The following is a 20,028-nucleotide window of genomic DNA, read 5'->3' on the forward strand; positions in this document are numbered from 1 at the left end:
GGCAGACCTTCTGTCCCCTGCTCCCACTTCCACAATTCGTGTTTTTCTCGCAGGCTGCCTTACGCCTGAACAGAGAGGTCTTGCACAATGGCAACTCAACATTCCAGATCAGTTGCACGCCTGATGATGGCACCCGCAGTGGTGCTGCTGCTTGGCTGGATGCTCGTGCCGCTGACGATGACCCTGTATTTTTCCTTCAAGAAATACCTTCCCTTGCGGGGCGGAGATCTCGGATGGGTGGGTTTCGACAACTATATCCGGTTTGTTTCGTCCAGTTCGTTTTGGCCTGCGGTACAGGCAACGCTTGTCATTGTTATCGGCGTGTTAGCGATTACGGTCCTACTGGGCATCCTGCTCGCCATGCTTCTGGATCAACCGATGTGGGGCCAGGGGGTGGTGCGCATCCTCGTTATTGCACCATTCTTTGTTATGCCGACTGTGTCAGCTCTGGTCTGGAAAAACATGTTTATGGACCCGGTCAACGGGTTGCTGGCCCATCTGTGGCGCTTTTTCGGGGCTGAACCGGTCTCGTGGTTGTCCGAAGCTTCAATGACTTCGATTATCATGATCGTGTCGTGGCAATGGTTGCCATTTGCGACACTGATCCTTTTGACCGCAATCCAGTCGCTGGATAGTGAGCAACTGGAAGCCGCTGAAATGGATGGCGCACCGCCGCTCAAGCGGTTCTACCACATCATTCTGCCGCACCTGAGCCGTGCAATCACAATCGTAATCCTGATCCAGACAATCTTTCTGCTTTCGATCTTTGCCGAGATTTTCGTCACCACCGGTGGCGCGTTCGGCACCCGTACACTCACCTACCTGATCTTCCAGCGCGTTTTGGAAAGCCAGAATGTCGGTCTCGGATCAGCCGGAGGTGTCTATGCGATCATTCTCGCCAATATCGTTGCGGTCTTCCTGATGCGCATCGTCGGCAAGAACCTGGACGCGTGAAGAGGTAAAACCATGGCCCGCACCGTTACAATCCAACGCAAGTCGCTGAACACTGCCCTGGCCTGGGCCGTCGGTCTGCTGATCTTTTTCCCGATCCTCTGGACCATCCTGACCAGCTTCAAAACCGAAGCACAGGCCATCGCAAGCCCGCCACTGTTCCTGAACTTCGACTGGACGCTCGAGAACTATGCTGTCGTGCAGGAACGCTCGAACTACATGCGTTTCCTTTGGAACTCAGTCATCATCGCAGGCGGGTCAACCCTGTTGGGTGTGATCATTGCCGTACCGGCAGCATGGGCAATGGCGTTTGTTCCTTCAAAACGTACAAAGGACATTCTGCTTTGGATGCTCTCTACCAAGATGTTGCCCGCAGTCGGTGTCCTTTACCCGATCTACCTGCTGTTCATCCGTCTGGGGCTGCTTGATACACGAGGTGGACTGGTTGTCGTGTTGATGCTGATCAACTTGCCGATCATCGTCTGGATGCTCTACACCTACTTTCGCGAAATTCCCGGTGAAATCCTTGAAGCCGCGCGGATGGACGGGGCAACGCTGAAAGAGGAAATCCTGCACATCCTGACACCCATGGCTGTACCGGGCATCGCTTCGACTGTTTTGCTGAACTTCATTCTTGCCTGGAACGAGGCATTCTGGACCCTCAACCTGACAGCCGTTGACGCGGCCCCGCTGACCGCATTTATCGCCAGCTATTCCAGCCCCGAGGGCCTGTTCTTTGCCAAGCTCAGCGCGGCTTCGACAATGGCCATTGCACCGATCCTGATCCTTGGCTGGTTTAGCCAGAAACAACTTGTCCGCGGCCTGACTTTTGGCGCTGTGAAATAAGGAAAACTTCTCATGGGACGTATTCAACTCAAGTCCGTGACCAAAAGCTTTGGCGACGTGCAGGTTATCCCGCCATTGGATCTGACCATCGAAGACGGAGAGTTCACGGTGTTCGTCGGGCCATCGGGTTGCGGAAAGTCCACTTTGCTGCGCCTGATTGCAGGGTTGGAGGACATCACCTCTGGCTCCATCGACATTGATGGGGCCGATGCAACAAACGTACCACCTGCAAAACGCGGTCTGGCGATGGTTTTCCAGTCTTATGCCTTATATCCGCACATGTCCGTTCGCAAGAACATCGCCTTTCCCTTGCGCATGGCGAAACTGGATCAGGCCGAAATCGACAAACGTGTGGAAGGGGCCGCGCAGGTTCTGAACCTGACCGACTATCTGGATCGCCGCCCCGGCCAACTGTCTGGTGGCCAGCGCCAGCGTGTGGCCATCGGGCGTGCCATTGTCCGCGAACCCGCAGCGTTTCTGTTCGATGAACCGCTGTCCAACCTGGACGCCGCGCTGCGCGTTGGCATGCGTTTGGAGATCAGCGAGTTGCACGAGCGGTTGGCGACAACCATGATCTATGTGACCCATGATCAGGTCGAAGCGATGACGATGGCCGACAAGATCGTCGTGCTTCAGGCTGGTGTGATCGAGCAGGTCGGAAGCCCGCTGGACCTATATCGAACGCCGCGAAACCTTTTTGTCGCCGGGTTCATCGGTTCGCCCAAGATGAACTTTATCGAAGGCGAAGAGGCTGCAAAACAAGGCGCACATACAATCGGTATTCGCCCCGAACATATTGCTGTGTCCGAGAGTGCAGGAACCTGGAGCGGTGTCGTGGGCGTGTCCGAGCATCTTGGATCAGATACGTTTTTCCACATACATGAAACCGGTCTGGCGGAAACAATCACGGTGCGCGCGGACGGAGAGGTTGGATTTCGGCATGGCGACCGTATCTACCTGACGCCACGTGCCGACGTGCTTCATCGTTTTGACGCCCAAGGGCTGCGGATCGAATGAAGCGACTGGACGGAAAAACCGCGCTCATCACCGGGGCTGCGCGCGGAATCGGGCTGGCCTTTGCAAAAGCTTACGTCGCCGAAGGTGCGCGTGTGGCCATTGCCGACATTGATATCACGCGGGCGCAAGCCGCAGCCTCGGAAATAGGTGGCGCAGCAATGGCGGTCGAAATGAATGTCGCTGATCAGGACAGCATCGACAATGCTGTTGCGCGCACAGTGGATCAGTTCGGCCAGATTGACATTCTGATCAACAATGCCGCCGTCTTTTCAGCAGCGCCAATCACCGAAATCGACCGCGCCGATTACCAGCGCGTCTTCGATATCAATGTCTCGGGCACCCTGTTTACACTGCAGGCCGTCGCGCGACACATGATCGACGCCAATGTCAAAGGCCGGATCATCAATCTGGCCTCACAGGCTGGTCGGCGTGGCGAATCTCTGGTCGCCGTTTACTGCGCCAGCAAGGCCGCCGTAATCTCTTTGACGCAGTCAGCGGGGCTCAATCTGATCGCTCACGGGATAAATGTGAATGCGATCGCACCTGGTGTTGTGGATGGAGAACATTGGGATGGCGTCGATGCCTTCTTTGCGAAGTATGAAAATAAACAACCGGGACAGAAGAAGCGCGAAGTTGCATCAGCGGCACCGTTCGGCCGTATGGGACGTGCCGAGGATTTGACCGGGATGGCTGTGTTTCTGGCGTCTGATGAAGCGGAATACATCGTGGCCCAGACTTACAATGTCGATGGCGGAAACTGGATGAGCTGATGACCCCTTTGGCGGACATAACACCGGTAGAGCTGCGCCTTAACCACCTTGGGGCGCTTCCGGCAGATATCAAGAAACCCGGATACCGGCGAGAAGATTTGGCACCTGGGATTGTTCATATCGGACTTGGGAATTTTCACCGTGCGCATCAGGCGTGGTACATTCACAGGCTGATGCAAAAAGGGTTGGCCCTCGACTGGGCGATCATCGGGGCCGGTGTTCGGGCCTATGACGCGGACATGCGCGAAAAGCTGATTGGGCAGGACTGTCTGACAACTTTGATCGAGCTTGACCCGTCCGGTGTTTCGGCCGAAATCATCGGCCCGTTGATCGACTATCTGCCCATTGAACCCCGAAATGCACCTCTGATCAGGAAGATGTCCGATCCCGCCATTCGGATCGTGTCCCTTACCGTTACTGAAGGCGGCTATTTTCTGGATGCCAAGTCGGGTGTTTTCGACGTGGACCACGGTGATATTCGACACGACGTGCAAAACCCGCAACAGCCTCGCACGGTCTTTGGTGCCATAGTGGCAGCACTTGGCAATCGCCGTGCCGCCGGGCATCTGCCCTTTACGGCATTAAGCTGTGACAACCTTCAGGGAAACGGAACCATCCTGCGCAATTGCGTTGTTGAACTGGCACGCCTTACGGACCCTGATCTTGCGGATTGGATCGATCAGAACGGGGCGTTCCCGAATTCGATGGTGGATTGCATTGTTCCCGCAACCACTGATCATGTCCGAACCCAGACCCGCGCCCTGGGAATTGAAGACTGCGTTCCGGTGTCACACGAGAATTTCCGCCAATGGGTGATTGAAGACGATTTCTGTGCCGGGCGGCCGATGTTGGAGAATGTCGGCGTTACGATCACCAAAGACGTACACGCATATGAAACCCTGAAACTACGTATTCTGAACGGCGGGCACCAGATTCTGGCGAATGTGGGTGAGGTTCTGAACATCCCCACAATCGCGGACTGCATGAACGACCGGGAAATTTCGGCATTCTTCCTGAAAGTACAGACCGAAGAAATTCTTCCTCATGCCATTGCAGTTCCCGGGATGACACCGGAACAGTATCTGGATCTGGTCAATCGCAGGTTTTCGAACACGGCTATTCACGACACCACGCGGCGCGTGGCCTTTGATGGGTCTGCACGACACCCCGGATTCTTGCTCCCGTCGCTTCGCGATGCACTGGCCTCGGGTACATCTGTTACTGGGTTGGCGCTGGTTGAAGCTTTCTGGTGCCGGATGTGCGCCGGTCTGCGTGAGGATGGATCAGAGATTGCGCCCAATGATCCCATCTGGAGCGATTTGCAGAGTGCGGCCCTTGCCGCCAGGGAACAGCCCGAAAAGTGGCTTGAGGCAGCAAACCTGTACGGAAGTACTGGTCGTGAAGCCCAGTTCGCAGAAGCCTTCATACGCTGGTTGCCACGGATTTGGCAGCACGGATGCCGGACGACGATCAAAAGCTATCTGAATGCGCTTTCCTGACGGATGTGATCTCGGTTCAGGTGGTTTCCATTATAGAACTGGTCGCAGGCTTTGAATTTCCGGTTGTCCGATCGAAAACTGCCATAGGCGTCAATCTTTGGATTTCCGCACGATATATACGCCTGCGAGGCAGAGAGCGAAACCAAAGGCGATGCGCCAGGTGACCGGCTCGCCCAGGATCATCCAGGCCAGTGCTATTGCCAAAGGTGTGACAAGGTAAAGCAATGTGGACACGCGGGTCGCGTCGCCGCGCTGAACAAGTGCGACATAGAGGCTGATCGAGATCAGGGAATTGGCGATGACCAGATACGCAAGGGAAAGGATCAGGTTTGGATGCCAGGTGACTTCCATTGTTTCGGTCGCCATTGCGATGGGAAGCAGCACGGCAAATCCGATCACATATTGAACAGCACCACCCAACACTGGGTCGCTGCGCCGCCCGTGACGTTTTTCCAGCAAAGTGGCGGCGGTCAGGCCGACCAATGCACTAACCGCAAGCAGCCCGGCGGAAAGAGGCACTGCGCTGGTCTTGTCAAAGACGCTGATTGCAACCCCCGCAAAACCCAGCGCCAGGCCGACCCACATCACGGGCCGTCCACGCGCTTCTCCGACCAACGGAGAGAAGGCGGCGACAAGTGCGGGTTGCAAGGCCATCACGATGGCAGTGGTGCCGGCACCCAACCCCTGTTTCATCGCCTGGTAGGCCAGACCGAAGTAAACACACTGAATAAGAAACCCACTTGCCGCCATCGCGGCCCAGTGCGCCGGATCACGCGGCAGGGCAGGGCGGAACACCGCCAGCAGCGGCAGAAGACACAGAACAGCCAGACCATAACGGATCGCAAGCATGGTCATCGGTTCCACATAGGGCAGCCCCAGCTTGGCAAAGCTGTAGCCACCCGCCCAGAACAGCACGAACAGAACCGGTGCACCCAACCAGAATATCGATACCGCGCGGGCCGAGGTCATCATCTATTCCAGCTTCGAAGATAATCGCCCAAGCATATCAAGGCATTGGGCCATCTGGTCGACCGAGACGTATTCATCAGGTTTATGCGCCTGATCGATTGATCCGGGGCCGCAGACAACGACGCTCATCCCCAACTGCTGGAATATCCCGGCCTCGGTGCCGAAAGGTACAACGTCGGCGCCATTTGCCCCTGTCAGTTCCATCACAAGGTCACGCGCCTCGTTCTCGTCCATTGGCTCCAGCCCGTCGACCTCACCGATTACTTCGGTCTTGATACCGGCACCGGGATGAACAGTCTGCATTGCCGGGATCAGGGTTTGCGCGCAAAACCGGTGCAGTTCGTCTTTGACGTAATCCGCATCCGCCTTTTGCACTGGTCGCATCTCCCAATCGACCCGCGCCTTACCGGGGATCACATTATGGGCCACCCCGCCCACCAACGTACCGGTATTGATTGTTGTCCATGGCGGGTCGAACGGGCTGTTTGCCGGTGCTCGCCCTTGCAAATCAGCCTTCAGCGCCAGCAGTTTCGACACGTATTGCACCGCGTATTCGACTGCGTTAACGCCGCGCTCGGGGGCCGAGCCATGGCCTTCGAACCCGGTAAAATGCGCTGTATATTCATAGCAACCCTTATGGCCTTCGATGATGCGCATCGAGGTGGGCTCGCCGATGATGACCACAGCGGGTTTGATCGCTTTCTCCCGCAGGGTCTTGGCCAAAGCCTGCGCGCCAAAACAGCCGATTTCTTCATCATAGGTAAAGGCAAAATGCACCGGGCGCTGAAGGTCCAGCTTTGCGTAATACGGGGCCATGACGACTGCCGCCGCGATAAACCCTTTCATATCGCAGGTTCCGCGCCCAAACCACTTGCCGTCCCGCTCCTCCATCACGAACGGGTCCGAGGACCAGTCCTGATCGGCGACAGGCACTACATCGGAATGGCCTGACAGAACGATACCACCGTCGCGCTTTGGGCCCAATGTGGCAAAAAGATTGGCTTTGGTGCCGGTTTCATCATGCCATATTTCAACCTCTGCACCGCAATCGCTCAACCGGTCCGCGAGGTGTTTGATCATGTCCAGGTTGCTGTCTGACGAAACCGTGGGGAAGCTGATCAGTTCGCCCAGCAGGGTCTTGGCGTCTTCGAGGGTGCTCAAGGCTTAGTCTTTCACAAAGAGCTTTCGCTCGATATTGCACAGGGCTTCGGCGGGGCCGTTTTCAGTGATAAGAATGGTTTCCGTGGTCTCAAGCCCCCAGCTGTCCATCCATAGCGCAGGCATGAAATGGAAAACCATGCCCGGTTGCAGAATGGTCTCGTCTTCGGCGCGGATCGACGCTGTCCGTTCGCCCCAATCTGGCGGATAGCTCAGGCCGATAGGGTATCCCATGCGCCCCTCCCGTTCGAGTCCGTGACGGGCAAGAACCTTAAGAAAAGCGGTTGCAATGTCGCTTGTCCGATTGCCAGCCCGTGCAGCCTCTAAACCCGCCGCTATCCCTTCGATCTGCGCGCGTTCCGCGTCCCGCATTTCTGGCGGCGGAGTGCCAAGAAATACCGTGCGGCAAAGCGGAGCGTGGTACCGCCGATAGCAGCCTGATAGTTCGAAAAATGTTGCCTCACCTTCTTTCATCGGCGCGCCATTCCATGTCAGGTGCGCGGCAGTGGCATCCAGCCCTGAGGGTGTCAAAGGGACAATGGCCGGGTAATCCCCCCAATCATCCTCAACCCCGGTAATCCCGGCGTGAAAGATATCTGCGACAAGGTTGTTCTTGCGCACGCCCACTGCGGCGCGATCAATGGCCGTTTGGATAACTTTTTCTGAAATCCGGGCCGCCTTGCGAATAAAAACAACCTCTTCTTCCGACTTGATCAGGCGCTGCCAGTTAACCAGTGCCGTCGCATCCACCAGCGTTGCTTCGGGCAATTCCTTGCCCAAAACCTCGTGTGCCTTTGCGGAATAGTAATAGTTCTCCATCTCAACGCCGATACGGGCCGCGTCCAGCCCAAGCGCGCGAATGTGGCCAGCCAGATCCTGCATGGGATGGCGTATGGTTGATTGAACGTAGTGGTCTGCATAGCCGCGAATGTTGTCCTTGGACATCCAGCATGTGCGCAACCCACCCAATGCATCCATCTGGCGTCCCCACCAAATCGGCTCTCCTTCCATGCCGAGCAATACGCCCTGATGCACGTAAAAGGACCAACCATCATAGCCAGTCAGCCAAGCCTGGTTCGAAGGGTCGGTAACAAACAGTAGCTCTAGCCCCGCTTTTTCCATAGCGCTTCGGGTCTTGGCGATCCTGCGGTCATATTCCGCTTGGCTGAAGGGGGCGTGTTCAATCGGCATGGCATCCTCGGAGGCTGGATATGACATGTACTTGAGCGCAATCTTTCCAATTTGTACACAAATGAACTTGTAAGCGATACCTGAACCGAAACCCCTATTAGAAGTTAATGGGTTATCTAACGAGGAGATCATGGTACGGGTACAGGGTATTCGCCCTCAGCATCGAAGGACGCAGTAGAATAGAGCGCTGGAAGCATGCGAAGTCCCTGTTCGGCGGTTAGTGCGTTTCCGAAACCGCGCCAAAAGTCATGAGCCACCGAGGGTCATGAGAAATTTCTTCAGACCTCATCTGATCGCGGTTTTCGCGGGCCAATCGACTATTTGTGCGGTTTTATGCTGCGCCTGAGCGAGGATCGGCATTTCTCCGCTGGATATGATTGCAAGACGGCAACGGTGGAACCTGATCTCGCGCGCGGCATGGTGCAGGGGGTCGGTGTCTTGGGGCACAGTGAAGGCTCGCTGCCAAACCCCAGATGTCCAAGGACTCAATCAATGCTACACACTGCGCCCACCTGTCGAGAGGCGGCCCCTTGTTTCGATGCATGTCGATCCAGCGCGCTCGACACCAACGGCATTCTCAATTCAACGGGTGCCGCGTCTCCTGTGGTGAACGAGGCAGAGTGCCAGAACTTGCGCAACTCCATCGGTCAAGGGAAAGCGCGCAATCTTTGGGGAATGGTTGCGTGGGGTTTGTTGGTGATTGTCCAAATCGCTGCGTACGCCGCCATGTTTTACGGTGTGTTGGTTATGCAAATCTCGCTGCTTCCCTACGTATTTCTGGTCGCACTGACCGTGTTACTTTGGCTGGGTTACGATTGCATTCGCGATATGCGCAAGGATACGTCATCAGCTACCGGTCAGAGATAGATATCCATTCTTACCTGAATGACTTCGGGTCAACGATAGTCGATATCTGCGGCCATACTGCCGGACCTTGGGGAATGTAAGTGTCGCCCTTCGCGATTTTCCTGGGGCAGGGCGCTTTCAATTTCAAGACACACCCTGGCAACGGGCATCTTTCACGAAAGTCAGTGACAGAGCCGGTTGACAACAGGTTTTGTATTTTGGATACATTTGTCAGGGATATCGCAACGACCTGTATTGTCACTGAACGCTCTGACGACAAAGAGCCCTGCGATTGTCTTGCAAAGTCCATTTCTGGGAGAAAATCATGAAACTCAATCTTCTAGCCGCAACCACGGCAATCGCCCTGTCGGGTGCCGTGGCACAGGCGAATACCCTTGTGTATTGTTCCGAAGGTTCGCCCGAGGGGTTTGACCCTGCATTATTTACCGCAGGAACAACCTTTGATGCCTCATCGCATCCTATTTATAATCGGTTGCTGGAATTCGAAACCGGTACGACCAATGTGATCCCCGGCTTGGCTGAAAGTGTCGAGGCCAGTGATGATGGCCTGGAATACACGTTCAAGCTGCGCCAGGGTGTCAAATTCCATTCGAATGACGAATTCACCCCGACCCGCGACTTCAATGCCGATGACGTAATCTTCTCGTTCATGCGCCAAAAGGACGAGAACCACCCCTATAACCAAGTGTCTGGCGGCACGTGGGAATACTTCCAGGGTATGGGGATGCCGGATCTGGTCTCTTCTATCGAAAAGATTGATGACTACACGGTGAAATTCACCCTGTCCAAGCCAGAGGCGCCCTTTGTTGCGAATATGGCGATGGACTTTGCATCGATCATGTCAGCCGAATATGGCGATGCTATGATGGCTGCCGGAACGCCTGAAAAACTGAATACTGCACCCATCGGGACCGGGCCTTTCTCGTTCGTGGCCTACCAGAAAGACGCGGTGATCCGCTATGCGGCCAATGGCGATTATTGGAAAGAACCGGCGCAGGTCAAAAACCTGATCTTTGCCATTACGCCGGACGCGTCTGTTCGTTACCAGAAGCTGAAAGCTGGCGAATGCCATGTGATGCCTTACCCGAACCCGGCTGACATTCAGGCGATGAAGGATGATGCAGACATCAACATGATGGAGCAGGAAGGGCTGAACGTCGGGTATCTGGCTTACAACACCACGATGGCGCCGTTCGACAACCCCAAGGTTCGCAAAGCGTTGAACATGGCGATCGACAAGCAGGCGATCATCGACGTGGTTTTCCAGGGCTCGGGCCAGGCTGCCAAGAACCCGATCCCGCCAACCATGTGGGGCTATAACGACGCTATTGTGGACGATGCCTATGATCCCGAAGCGGCCAAGGCCATGCTTGATGCCGAAGGTGTCTCGGACTTGTCGATGAAGATCTGGGCGATGCCTGTTCAGCGCCCCTATAACCCCAATGCCCGCCGCATGGCCGAGCTGATCCAGGCTGATTTTGCCAAGGTTGGTGTGGGCGTCGAAATCGTCTCATACGAGTGGGGCGAATACCTGTCACGCTCGAAAGAACTGAACCGCGACGGTGCTGTTCTGCTGGGTTGGACCGGTGATAACGGCGATCCGGACAACTTCCTGGCCGTTCTGCTGGGCTGTGACGGGGTCGAAGCATCGAACCGTGCACAATGGTGCCACCAGCCGTTCGAGGATCTGATCCTGAAAGCCAAGCAAAGCACCGATCAGGCAGAGCGGACCAAGCTGTATGAACAAGCGCAGGTCGTGTTCAAAGAGCAGGCCCCATGGGCAACCATTGCTCACTCGGTTGTATTCATGCCGATGAGCAACAAGGTGCAAGGCTACAAAGTGCACCCGCTGGGCGGCCACATCTTCTATGGTGTGAGCGTCGAGTAAGCCACCACTCACTCACCGGAGCTGCCTGTTTGGCAGCTCCGGCTTTTTTATTGAGGAGGTCGGCCTGAATGCCGGATCTGTCCGAATATCGTCAACTGGCACGGGACCTGTCAGTCGACGCAGTAGCTCTTGTGCCTGGCCCGAACTTCACCCGCGCTTTGGGAAAAGCTTTCATGAGCCACGAGCGGCCCTTCGTGGTGATTGTCCCGGCTGAGGGACAGGCCGCAGCGATTGTGCCCAATCTGGAACTGGCGTCATGGGATCTTGTAGGGTTCGAGGGCGCTGTTTTCGATTGGCGCGATCAGAGCGGTTATGATGATGCGTTTACTGCTTTGGCCGCACATATGCCGATCCGCTCTCTTGCGGTGGAAGGTCAGGTGATGCGGGTTTTTGTCTCTGCGGCTTTCACACGTGCTATGCCGGACTTGCGGATCGTTGACGGTGAACGCGAAATCTCGGGCCTGCGCATTATCAAAACCGATGAAGACATTGCTGCGATGCAGGCGGCCATCGATATCTCGGAACGTGCTCTGGGTCGTGTGATTGCAGATGTGCGTGTCGGCCAGACCGAAAAACAGATCGAGCAAGCCCTGATACAGGCGCTGTTTGCAGAAGGGGCCGAGTCACTGGCGTTTTCACCCATCGTAGCGGCTGGCGACAATTCGGCACGGCCGCATGGGAAAGCGCGCAATGACTACCAGATCAGGGCAGGCGACGCGTTACTGTTCGATTTCGGTGCCCGCAAAGATGGTTTCGCCGCCGACATTACGCGAACCTTCTTTGTTCAGGACGTGTCGGACGAGGGCAGGGAAGTCTACGACACCGTTCTGCGCGCCAACAAAGCCGGGTTCGAAGCCTGCCGCCCTGGTGTAGCGGCCCATGACATAGACGATGCGGTCATAAGCGTGCTCGAGGCCTCGCCATTTGCGGATCGTATTCGCACCAAAACGGGTCACGGGTTGGGTCGGGATGTGCATGAGGCACCTTATATCATGCGTGGGAATCATCAGAAAATCCTGCCGGGTATGGTCTGGACGAATGAACCAGGTCTGTATGCGCTCGAAAGTTTTGGCGTTCGCATCGAAGATGATGTGCTTGTCACTGAGGATGGCTGCCGGTCGCTGACCCATTTCCCCAAAGAGCTTACAATCATAGGTCGCTGATGTTTGGTTACTTACTCACCCGCATTGGCCTGTTCGTCCCGACCTTTCTGGGCGTGACGTTGATTTCATTCATGTTTATCCGGGTGCTACCGGGTGATCCGATCATCGTTATGGCCGGCGAGCGCGGCATGACTGAAGAACGCTACCAGGAAATGGTAGAAAAGCTGGGTTTCGACAAACCGGTGTTGCAGCAATACTGGGAATACCTTGCCGGAGTTTTGCAGGGCGATCTCGGCGAAAGCTTTGTCACCAAAAAACCGGTCTGGGAGGAGTTCTTTTCGCTGTTCCCCGCGACAATGGAACTTTCGCTCTGCGCCATGATCTTCGCCATCGCATTGGGTCTGCCTGCCGGCGTGATTGCGGCGGTGAACCGGGGGAAGTTTTTTGACAGGGCACTGATGTCTTCGGCATTGGTCGGATATTCGATGCCCATCTTCTGGTGGGCGCTGCTGCTGATCATCGTGTTTTCGGGCAATCTTGGCTGGACACCGGTGTCCGGCCGGATCGACCTGCTTTATTACTTCCCAAGTGTCACTGGCTTTATGCTGATCGACAGTCTTTTGTCCGGACAGGAAGGCGCATTCGGGTCGGCCGTTCGTCATCTGATCCTTCCGACGATTGTGCTGGGTACTATTCCGCTGGCCGTGATCGCGCGTCAGACCCGGTCGGCGATGCTGGAGGTTCTGGGCGAGGATTACATCCGCACCGCGCGTGCCAAAGGGTTGTCGCCGACCCGGGTAAACGGGCTGCATGCGCTACGTAACGCGCTGATACCGGTTGTCACGGTGATCGGGTTGTCGGTTGGTACGTTGCTGGCGGGGGCAATTCTTACTGAAACCATCTTCAGCTGGCCGGGCATCGGCAAGTGGATGGTCGACAGTATTTTCCGCAGGGATTACCCGGTGGTGCAAGGGGGTTTGCTGATGATCGCGGTGATCGTGATGCTGGTGAACCTGCTGGTCGATGTTTTGTACGGCATCATCAACCCCAAAATCCGGAGACGATGATGACCGAGCTTTCGTCGAACCAGCCAATGGCCGAAAATCGTCCCAGCGCACTGCGAGAGTTCTGGTACTATTTCAGCGAAAACCGCGGTGCCGTGATCGGGTTGTGGGTTTTTGCCGCCTTTGTGTTCTGTGCGGCCTTTGCCCCTTTGTTGGCCCCCTATGATCCGACCGAACAGTTCCGGGACCATATCCTGCAACCCCCTGCCTGGCAGGAAGGCGGAAGCTGGGCCTTCCCGTTGGGCACCGATCCTTTGGGCAGGGATATGCTGTCGCGGCTGATCATGGGTTCACGCTATTCCTTCTTTGTGGGGATCGTTGTGGTCTGTGTTGCCGTAACGGGCGGCGTAATGGTCGGCCTTCTGTCGGGTTTTGCGCCCAAATGGGTTGATACGTTGATTATGCGGGTGATGGACATCGTCCTGGCTTTCCCGTCTTTGCTGCTTGCCCTTGTTCTGGTCGCCATTCTGGGCCCATCACTGACCAACGCGATGATCGCCATCGCCATCGTGTTTCAACCGCATTACGTGCGCCTGACCCGCGCGTCGGTTCTGGCGGAACGGCAGAAAGACTATGTAACCTCGGCCCGTGTGGCCGGTGCGGGCAAGTCGCGGCTGATGTTCATCACGGTATTGCCCAATTGCCTGGCTCCGATCATCGTTCAGGCAGCCCTGTCTTTTTCCACTGCCATTCTGGACGCGGCGGCCCTTGGGTTTCTGGGCATGGGCGCGCAGCCCCCCACGCCGGAATGGGGCACCATGCTGGCTGAAGCGCGCGAGTTCATCCTGCGCGCATGGTGGGTTGTCACCTTCCCCGGTCTCGCAATTCTGGTCACCGTGCTTGCCATCAACCTGATGGGCGACGGGTTGCGCGATGCGCTGGACCCGAAACTGAAGCGGAGCTGATCGCATGAGCCTTTTGCAGATCCGTAACCTGACTGTCGAGTTCGCCACATCTTCGGGCAGTTTCCGCGCCGTGGACGGTGTCGATCTGTCGGTCGACAAAGGCGAATTGCTGGCCATCGTTGGCGAAAGCGGTTCGGGCAAGTCCGTGTCGATGCTGGCACTGATGGGCTTGCTGCCCTGGACCGCCACGATCACCGCCGATGAGATGAGCTTTGAGGGCCGTGACCTGTCCGGTATCTCGGCCCGTGAACGGCGCAAGATCATAGGCAAAGACATGGCGATGATCTTTCAGGAGCCGATGTCTTCGCTGAACCCCTGTTTTACTGTCGGGTTCCAGATCAAAGAGGCATTGCGCATCCACCTTGGCCTGAACCGAAAAGAGCGTCACGAGCGTGCGGTCGAATTGTTCGATCAGGTTGGCATTCCCGCGCCTGAAAGCCGCCTGAATACTTTTCCGCATCAGATGTCAGGGGGTATGAACCAACGGGTTGTGATCGCGATGGCCATTGCCTGCAAGCCCAAGCTGCTGATCGCGGATGAACCGACCACGGCCCTGGACGTGACCATTCAGGCGCAGATTCTGGATCTGTTGATCCGGTTGCGCGATGAGCATGACATGGGCCTTGTTCTGATCACCCATGACATGGGCGTCGTTGCGGAAACCGCCGAGCGGGTTCAGGTGCAATATGCCGGGCAAAAGGTTGAAGAACAGCCTGTCAGAGATTTGTTCCGAACCCCGCGTCATCCCTATACCACGGCTCTGTTAAGTGCTTTGCCGGAACGGGCGACGTCCAAGATTCTGCCGACGATTCCAGGTGTTGTTCCGGGGCAATTCGACAGGCCAAAAGGTTGCCTATTCAGTCCACGGTGCCGCTTTGCCGATGCGACCTGCGCCCAGACCCCGCCGACCCCTCATGCCGAGGCATTTGGCAAGGCGCGCTGTCACCATGTTGAAAAGATTGCCGCCGGAGAGCTGGTATGACCACACCTATCGTTCAGGCCAACGCCCTGACCCGGTTTTACACGGTCAAAGGCGGGTTGCTGTCCAAACCCGCAACCGTAAAAGCACTGTCGGGGGTGGATTTCGACCTGCAACCGGGAAAAACACTGGCCATTGTCGGAGAGTCAGGCTGTGGCAAGTCTACGCTGGCCAGACTGATCACAATGATCGAAGAACCAACCTCGGGCAGCCTGACGATCAACGGGGTCGACATTACCCCTTCGCAATGGAGCAAGATGCGAGAGACGGTGCAGATCGTCTTTCAAGACCCATATAGCTCGTTGAATCCGCGTCAGCGCATCGGCCAGATCCTGCAAGAACCGCTGATCATCAACCGGCCACAGATGACGGCCGCCGACCGTGAAACGCAGGCACGCAAGATGATCGAGATGGTAGGCCTGCGCCCCGAACATTATGACCGCTATCCGCATATGTTCTCGGGTGGGCAGCGCCAGCGGATCGCTATTGCAAGGGCGCTTATGCTGGATCCCAAGGTGCTGGTTCTGGATGAACCTGTTTCGGCGCTGGATGTTTCGATTCAATCGCAGATCCTGAACTTGCTGGTCGATCTTCAGGAACGGCTGAACTTGGCCTACCTGTTCATTTCACATGACTTGTCGGTTGTCCGGCATTTCGCCGACGACGTGATTGTCATGTATCTGGGGCGCGCGGTCGAAAAAGGTCCGAAAGAGCAGCTGTTCGCTGCTCCCCGACATCCGTACTCCAAGGCGTTGCTCTCCACGACGCCCCGTGCCGACCCGGATGCCCGGAAAGAGCGGATCAAGCTGGAAGGCGAGTTGCCGTCACCCATGAACATCCCGAAAGGGTGCGCTTTTGCGCAACGATGCTGGCTCGCGACTGAACAGTGCAGGCAAACATTGCCTGAACTGGATGATGAAATTCATCAGGTCGCGTGTCTGCATCCTCTTTTCTGAAGAACCAGATGGCAGACGAAAACGCCCGGGCCATAGGACCGGGCGTCAGGAAGTCCGCACGTCCTTGAAGGCGTCAGAGCCCCCATTTCTCGCGGTTTGCTTCAAAGAAGCCTTCAGCTTTTTTCACTTCGATCCAGTTGTTCACATAGTTGATCCAGATCTGATCGCCTTGTGGCAGGATCATCGCAATCGGCGAAGGTGATCGGGGGCCGGCGTTTTTCACGCGGATAACAGGAAACTTCTCCTCTAGGGTCGAGCCCTCGATGTTCGACGTTATGAATACATCAGCACGACCGGCGATTACTTCCTGATACCCGCGGGCCGGGGCCTCAACCACCTTGATCTCGGCGTTCGGGAACCATTCACGGACCCGTTTTTCGAATGTGGTGCCCAAAGTCGTCGCGACTTTCACACCGGTCTGGTTGATCGAGTCATACCCGTCGAATTTGTCAGCCTTGTCCTTGGTGGTGTAGGGAAAAAGTTCGACCGAAATATAGCTGTCCGAAAAACCCGCAACTTTCATGCGCGGTGGCGAAATCGATGCCGACCCGGTCAGGTGGTACTTGCCCGCGACCACACCATTCACCAGTGTTTTCCAGTCGGTGGGGACAAATTCGACCTCAACGCCAAGATCGGCGGCCAATGCATTCATGATGTCGATGTCGTACCCTTTGTAGCTGTTGGTTGCCGGGTCGCGCAGTGTCATCGGGTTCCAGTCACCTGTGGTGCCAACCTTGAGCACGCCGGAATCCAGCACCTCGTTCAGCGCAGATTGCGCCTGTGCGGAACCGGACAATACAAGCCCCAACACGGCAACCGCCGCGGCTTTCCAAAAAACGCTCATAGGTATCTCCCGTTGGTGGCGTTACGACCTTGTGATTGCAATCCTCATTGATTTCAGTCCAAAGGGAAAGATAACCTCAAGAAAATATTACTATGGGGCAAAAACGGGGGCAGTTCAGCTTATGGCAGGCGCCGCAATCGAGCTTGTGGGCGTGAATAAGTGGTATGACACATTTCACGTTCTCAAGGACATCAACCTGACGGTCAGCAGCGGCGAAAAGGTGGTGATTTGCGGGCCTTCGGGGTCAGGCAAATCCACGGTCGTTCGGTGTATCAACCGGTTGGAAAAACACCAGAAAGGTATCATTCGGATAGATGGGGTTGAGCTGTCGGATGACGCCAAGTCTACGGCAACCATACGGTCCGATGTCGGAATGGTGTTCCAGCAATTCAATCTGTTTCCGCATTTGACCGTTTTGGAAAACCTGACTTTGGGTCCGATCAAAGCGCGCGGCCTGAGCCGGAAGGACGCGGAGGAAAAAGCGCGCCATTATCTGGATCGGGTACATATCCCCGATCAGGCGGACAAAAAGCCAATGCAGTTGTCTGGTGGCCAGCAACAACGCGTAGCGATTGCACGATCCTTGTGCATGGAACCGCGCGCGCTGTTGTTCGATGAACCCACGTCGGCTCTGGACCCCGAGATGATCTCAGAAGTGTTGGAAGTTATGGTTGAACTGGCAAATGAGGGCATGACCATGGTGGTTGTGACCCACGAGATGGGATTTGCCCGCAAAGTTGCCGACAAGATGATCTTCATGGATGCCGGTGAGATTGTCGAAGAAGGCAAGCCGGAGCATTTCTTTACCAACCCTCAGTCTGACCGCTGTCGCAAATTCCTGTCTCAGATACTGCAGCACTGAGAGGGGCAGATGAAAAAACTTCTACTAATCGTACCTTTGCTGCTGGCAGGCTGTTCTTCATCCCAGACCTGGGGCTGGTATGTGATCGACCCGACTACAGCATCGGGGTGGATCAATGTGAAATTCCTGATCTCGGGGATGGGTGCAACGATTCAGATTTCACTGATCGCCGCCGTGCTGTCGATCATCATCGGATTGCTGGTGGCCCTGCCGGGATTGTCCGAAAAACGTGGCTGGCGGCTGGTCAACCGTGTTTACGTTGAATTCATTCGGGCCATTCCCTTGCTGCCGATGCTGTTTTGGGTCTTTTACGGCTTGCCCATCGTGTTCAAGTCGATGGGCATGAACGTACCAATTGACCCGTTCTGGGGTGCAATCATCACCCTGGCGATTTCCGACAGCGCCTTCACTGCGGAAATTTACCGCGCAGGCATTCAATCCATTGCGCGCGGTCAAAGCGAAGCGGCGCAGACCATCGGGCTGAACTATGTGCAGACCATGCGCTACGTGATCCTGCCGCAGGCAATCCGGCGCATTCTGCCGCCCTTGGCAAACCAGTTCATCTACATCGTCAAGATGAGTGCATTCGCCAGCGTCATCGGGATGCAGGAACTGACCCGCCGCGCGAATGAGCTGGTGGTTACCGAATACCGCCCGTTGGAAATCTATACCCTGTTGATCTTTGAATACCTGATCCTGGTTCTGATCATCAGTACGGGTGTGCGCTGGCTGGAGCGTCGCATGGGCGCGGACGAGCGCGGATAAGGAGAATGGATATGGACTGGAAAGCTTTCATGGCCGAGACCGAGGCCAATATCGGAACTTTTTCGCAGGAAGTGCCCGAAACCGTGCGCGGCTTTGGCATCATGGGCAAGGCCGCCAAGACCAATGGCGCACTAAGTGAGAAAACCAAGGAATTCATGGCCCTTGGCATCGCCATTGCGACCCGCTGCGACAGCTGCATAGGGTTTCACGTGCGTTCCCTTGTCCGGCTGGGTGCAACCCGAGACGAGATGTGCGAGGCATTGGCGATGGCGACCTATATGGGCGGCGGGCCGTCTTATGCTTACAGCGCCAAAGCGCTGAAGGCTTATGATGTGTTTTCCGGGTAATTGCCGCGCATAGCATTAATGCGGGTTGTGATCAGGCGTTTGGTTCCGGTTTCATTTGCCCCATGCCTCCCGCGTTTTCTTCTGCGGTTTTGCGAATAATTGCACCGATTTTCAGAAGGTTTTCGCCCAGCGGGTTGGTCTTTCGCCAGATCAGGCCGATGGTTCGGGTTGGTGGGGTGTCCTGAAAGCGGGCGATGGACACGTCGGCAGACCGGGTTTCCAGCCCCACGGCCATTTCCGGTATCAGCGTCACACCGATGCCCGCCCCGACCATCTGTACCAGTGTGGACAGAGAACTGCCCTCCATAATGTGCTGCGGTTCGATATTGCGGATCGAACAGAAGGAAAGCGCCTGATCCCTGAAACAATGCCCTTCTTCCAGCAACAACAGCCGCATGGTTCTGAGCTGTGACGAACTTGGCATTGGCAACCCGGCGTCCCGCGCCGGGCGAACCAGCAGAAAGTCTTCGCTAAACAACGAAAATTCTCGAAGGCTGGGTTCCGAGACAGGCAAAGCGACAACAGCAAAATCCAGCCTGGAGTCCAATATTTCGCCGATCAGGGTTTGGGTGATGGTCTCTTTGGGCTCGATCGTCAGCTGTGGGAATCGTTGCGACAGTGCCTTGATGATTGATGGCAGCAAGTAAGGCGCGACCGTGGGGATGACCCCGATTCTGATGCGACCCGACAAGGGACCGGCGGAAGATTGCACAAGATTCCCCAAATCCTCGACTCGCGTCAGGATTTCGCGGCCATGTTTTAGGACATCTTCGCCAAGCGCGGTCAGGCGCGTCTCGCGCGCTGCGCGTTCGACCAAGGGGCCACCCATGATGGCCTCCAGCTCTTTGATTTGTATGGAAAGCGCGGGCTGCGATATCGCGCTGGCCGCCGCCGCCTTTCCAAAGTGACCGTGGGTGGCAAGTGCTTCGAAGTAGCGCAGGTGTTTAAGCGTGAGTGACTTCATAGGAAAAACTAATCGCAACGATAGTAATTACAAATTTCCAATTATCGAAACCGTAAGGTACGAGTCAAGACATCTGAACCCCT

General features: G+C 56.1%; 20 protein-coding genes. 15 read left to right on the forward strand and 5 right to left on the reverse strand.

Annotation, left to right across the window (positions count from 1 at the left end; genetic code table 11):
• Positions 1–87: 87 nt before the first annotated feature.
• The 5 genes from ACR0J7_RS16425 to ACR0J7_RS16445 are packed head-to-tail and all read left to right on the forward strand — an operon-like array spanning position 88 to position 5,083.
• Positions 88–954 carry a carbohydrate ABC transporter permease gene (locus tag ACR0J7_RS16425; RefSeq protein ID WP_480488815.1) on the forward strand — a complete coding sequence of 289 codons (867 nt, stop codon included), beginning with the start codon at positions 88–90 and terminating at the stop codon, positions 952–954.
• 12 nt (positions 955–966) lie between these two features.
• Positions 967–1,797, forward strand: coding sequence for a carbohydrate ABC transporter permease (locus tag ACR0J7_RS16430; RefSeq protein ID WP_209506825.1), 831 nt, complete (start codon positions 967–969; stop codon positions 1,795–1,797).
• A gap of 12 nt (positions 1,798–1,809) precedes the next feature.
• Positions 1,810–2,814 carry an ABC transporter ATP-binding protein gene (locus ACR0J7_RS16435; protein ID WP_480900989.1) on the forward strand — a complete coding sequence of 335 codons (1,005 nt, stop codon included), beginning with the start codon at positions 1,810–1,812 and terminating at the stop codon, positions 2,812–2,814.
• Complete coding sequence (locus ACR0J7_RS16440) at positions 2,811–3,584, forward strand: L-iditol 2-dehydrogenase (RefSeq protein ID WP_480900987.1); 774 nt, start codon at positions 2,811–2,813, stop codon at positions 3,582–3,584. Before ACR0J7_RS16435 ends, ACR0J7_RS16440 begins: the two co-directional genes overlap by 4 nt.
• Entirely contained in the window at positions 3,584–5,083 is a 1,500-nt protein-coding gene (locus ACR0J7_RS16445; RefSeq protein WP_480914942.1) for a mannitol dehydrogenase family protein, read from the forward strand. Before ACR0J7_RS16440 ends, ACR0J7_RS16445 begins: the two co-directional genes overlap by 1 nt.
• Before the next feature lie 90 nt (positions 5,084–5,173).
• Here the strand turns inward: ACR0J7_RS16445 and ACR0J7_RS16450 are convergent, their stop codons facing one another.
• Genes ACR0J7_RS16450 through ACR0J7_RS16460 form a run of 3 tightly spaced genes read right to left on the reverse strand, consistent with a single transcriptional unit; the run spans position 5,174 to position 8,428 of the window.
• Positions 5,174–6,055, reverse strand: a complete 882-nt coding sequence (locus tag ACR0J7_RS16450) for a DMT family transporter (protein WP_480484641.1) — start codon at positions 6,053–6,055, stop codon at positions 5,174–5,176.
• The gene (gene argE, locus ACR0J7_RS16455) at positions 6,056–7,213 is read right to left on the reverse strand and encodes an acetylornithine deacetylase (RefSeq protein WP_480488823.1); all 1,158 of its coding nucleotides are present in this window, start codon (positions 7,211–7,213) and stop codon (positions 6,056–6,058) included.
• 3 nt (positions 7,214–7,216) lie between these two features.
• Positions 7,217–8,428 (reverse strand): M24 family metallopeptidase, encoded by a 1,212-nt coding sequence (locus tag ACR0J7_RS16460; RefSeq protein ID WP_480914944.1) that lies wholly within the window; start codon positions 8,426–8,428, stop codon positions 7,217–7,219.
• A 465-nt stretch (positions 8,429–8,893) separates the two neighbouring features.
• Here ACR0J7_RS16460 and ACR0J7_RS16465 point away from each other — a divergent pair, with 465 nt between their 5' ends.
• From ACR0J7_RS16465 to ACR0J7_RS16495, 7 genes are all read left to right on the forward strand, one after another.
• Positions 8,894–9,268: a hypothetical protein gene (locus ACR0J7_RS16465; RefSeq protein ID WP_480914946.1), complete on the forward strand. Its 375-nt coding sequence runs from the start codon at positions 8,894–8,896 to the stop codon at positions 9,266–9,268.
• A 304-nt stretch (positions 9,269–9,572) separates the two neighbouring features.
• On the forward strand, positions 9,573–11,156 hold the full coding sequence (locus ACR0J7_RS16470; protein WP_480547504.1) for an ABC transporter substrate-binding protein: 1,584 nt from the start codon (positions 9,573–9,575) through the stop codon (positions 11,154–11,156).
• A gap of 68 nt (positions 11,157–11,224) precedes the next feature.
• Positions 11,225–12,319 (forward strand): M24 family metallopeptidase, encoded by a 1,095-nt coding sequence (locus ACR0J7_RS16475; RefSeq protein WP_480914948.1) that lies wholly within the window; start codon positions 11,225–11,227, stop codon positions 12,317–12,319.
• Positions 12,319–13,326 carry an ABC transporter permease subunit gene (locus ACR0J7_RS16480; RefSeq protein ID WP_480477613.1) on the forward strand — a complete coding sequence of 336 codons (1,008 nt, stop codon included), beginning with the start codon at positions 12,319–12,321 and terminating at the stop codon, positions 13,324–13,326. The genes ACR0J7_RS16475 and ACR0J7_RS16480 overlap by 1 nt, the downstream gene beginning before the upstream one ends.
• On the forward strand, positions 13,326–14,228 hold the full coding sequence (locus tag ACR0J7_RS16485) for an ABC transporter permease subunit (RefSeq protein WP_480488831.1): 903 nt from the start codon (positions 13,326–13,328) through the stop codon (positions 14,226–14,228). Before ACR0J7_RS16480 ends, ACR0J7_RS16485 begins: the two co-directional genes overlap by 1 nt.
• Positions 14,229–14,232: 4 nt before the next feature.
• On the forward strand, positions 14,233–15,210 hold the full coding sequence (locus ACR0J7_RS16490; RefSeq protein ID WP_480484647.1) for an ABC transporter ATP-binding protein: 978 nt from the start codon (positions 14,233–14,235) through the stop codon (positions 15,208–15,210).
• The gene (locus tag ACR0J7_RS16495) at positions 15,207–16,163 is read left to right on the forward strand and encodes a dipeptide ABC transporter ATP-binding protein (protein ID WP_480914949.1); all 957 of its coding nucleotides are present in this window, start codon (positions 15,207–15,209) and stop codon (positions 16,161–16,163) included. Before ACR0J7_RS16490 ends, ACR0J7_RS16495 begins: the two co-directional genes overlap by 4 nt.
• A gap of 73 nt (positions 16,164–16,236) precedes the next feature.
• Here ACR0J7_RS16495 and ACR0J7_RS16500 read toward each other — a convergent pair whose 3' ends face one another.
• The gene (locus ACR0J7_RS16500) at positions 16,237–17,007 is read right to left on the reverse strand and encodes a transporter substrate-binding domain-containing protein (RefSeq protein ID WP_480607278.1); all 771 of its coding nucleotides are present in this window, start codon (positions 17,005–17,007) and stop codon (positions 16,237–16,239) included.
• 121 nt (positions 17,008–17,128) lie between these two features.
• Between ACR0J7_RS16500 and ACR0J7_RS16505 the strand changes: the two genes are divergently transcribed.
• From ACR0J7_RS16505 to ACR0J7_RS16515, 3 genes are read left to right on the forward strand one after another with little or no spacing between them, the layout of a single operon-like run.
• Complete coding sequence (locus ACR0J7_RS16505; RefSeq protein WP_480914951.1) at positions 17,129–17,869, forward strand: amino acid ABC transporter ATP-binding protein; 741 nt, start codon at positions 17,129–17,131, stop codon at positions 17,867–17,869.
• Positions 17,870–17,878: 9 nt separating this feature from the next.
• Entirely contained in the window at positions 17,879–18,634 is a 756-nt protein-coding gene (locus ACR0J7_RS16510) for an amino acid ABC transporter permease (RefSeq protein WP_480914952.1), read from the forward strand.
• 11 nt (positions 18,635–18,645) lie between these two features.
• Positions 18,646–18,981: a carboxymuconolactone decarboxylase family protein gene (locus ACR0J7_RS16515; RefSeq protein WP_480484652.1), complete on the forward strand. Its 336-nt coding sequence runs from the start codon at positions 18,646–18,648 to the stop codon at positions 18,979–18,981.
• Between the two features lie 31 nt (positions 18,982–19,012).
• Here ACR0J7_RS16515 and ACR0J7_RS16520 read toward each other — a convergent pair whose 3' ends face one another.
• Positions 19,013–19,945 carry a hydrogen peroxide-inducible genes activator gene (locus ACR0J7_RS16520; protein ID WP_480914955.1) on the reverse strand — a complete coding sequence of 311 codons (933 nt, stop codon included), beginning with the start codon at positions 19,943–19,945 and terminating at the stop codon, positions 19,013–19,015.
• Positions 19,946–20,028: the final 83 nt, after the last annotated feature.

The organism is Ruegeria sp. O4 (assembly GCF_056535125.1).

Coding starts and splice junctions, on each gene's coding strand:
- ACR0J7_RS16425 (WP_480488815.1), top strand. CDS start 88: ATGGCAACTCAACATTCCAGATCAGTTGCACGCCTGATGATGGCACCC.
- ACR0J7_RS16430 (WP_209506825.1), top strand. CDS start 967: ATGGCCCGCACCGTTACAATCCAACGCAAGTCGCTGAACACTGCCCTG.
- ACR0J7_RS16435 (WP_480900989.1), top strand. CDS start 1,810: ATGGGACGTATTCAACTCAAGTCCGTGACCAAAAGCTTTGGCGACGTG.
- ACR0J7_RS16440 (WP_480900987.1), top strand. CDS start 2,811: ATGAAGCGACTGGACGGAAAAACCGCGCTCATCACCGGGGCTGCGCGC.
- ACR0J7_RS16445 (WP_480914942.1), top strand. CDS start 3,584: ATGACCCCTTTGGCGGACATAACACCGGTAGAGCTGCGCCTTAACCAC.
- ACR0J7_RS16450 (WP_480484641.1), bottom strand. CDS start 6,055: ATGATGACCTCGGCCCGCGCGGTATCGATATTCTGGTTGGGTGCACCG.
- ACR0J7_RS16460 (WP_480914944.1), bottom strand. CDS start 8,428: ATGTCATATCCAGCCTCCGAGGATGCCATGCCGATTGAACACGCCCCC.
- ACR0J7_RS16465 (WP_480914946.1), top strand. CDS start 8,894: ATGCTACACACTGCGCCCACCTGTCGAGAGGCGGCCCCTTGTTTCGAT.
- ACR0J7_RS16470 (WP_480547504.1), top strand. CDS start 9,573: ATGAAACTCAATCTTCTAGCCGCAACCACGGCAATCGCCCTGTCGGGT.
- ACR0J7_RS16475 (WP_480914948.1), top strand. CDS start 11,225: ATGCCGGATCTGTCCGAATATCGTCAACTGGCACGGGACCTGTCAGTC.
- ACR0J7_RS16480 (WP_480477613.1), top strand. CDS start 12,319: ATGTTTGGTTACTTACTCACCCGCATTGGCCTGTTCGTCCCGACCTTT.
- ACR0J7_RS16485 (WP_480488831.1), top strand. CDS start 13,326: ATGACCGAGCTTTCGTCGAACCAGCCAATGGCCGAAAATCGTCCCAGC.
- ACR0J7_RS16490 (WP_480484647.1), top strand. CDS start 14,233: ATGAGCCTTTTGCAGATCCGTAACCTGACTGTCGAGTTCGCCACATCT.
- ACR0J7_RS16495 (WP_480914949.1), top strand. CDS start 15,207: ATGACCACACCTATCGTTCAGGCCAACGCCCTGACCCGGTTTTACACG.
- ACR0J7_RS16500 (WP_480607278.1), bottom strand. CDS start 17,007: ATGAGCGTTTTTTGGAAAGCCGCGGCGGTTGCCGTGTTGGGGCTTGTA.
- ACR0J7_RS16505 (WP_480914951.1), top strand. CDS start 17,129: ATGGCAGGCGCCGCAATCGAGCTTGTGGGCGTGAATAAGTGGTATGAC.
- ACR0J7_RS16510 (WP_480914952.1), top strand. CDS start 17,879: ATGAAAAAACTTCTACTAATCGTACCTTTGCTGCTGGCAGGCTGTTCT.
- ACR0J7_RS16515 (WP_480484652.1), top strand. CDS start 18,646: ATGGACTGGAAAGCTTTCATGGCCGAGACCGAGGCCAATATCGGAACT.
- ACR0J7_RS16520 (WP_480914955.1), bottom strand. CDS start 19,945: ATGAAGTCACTCACGCTTAAACACCTGCGCTACTTCGAAGCACTTGCC.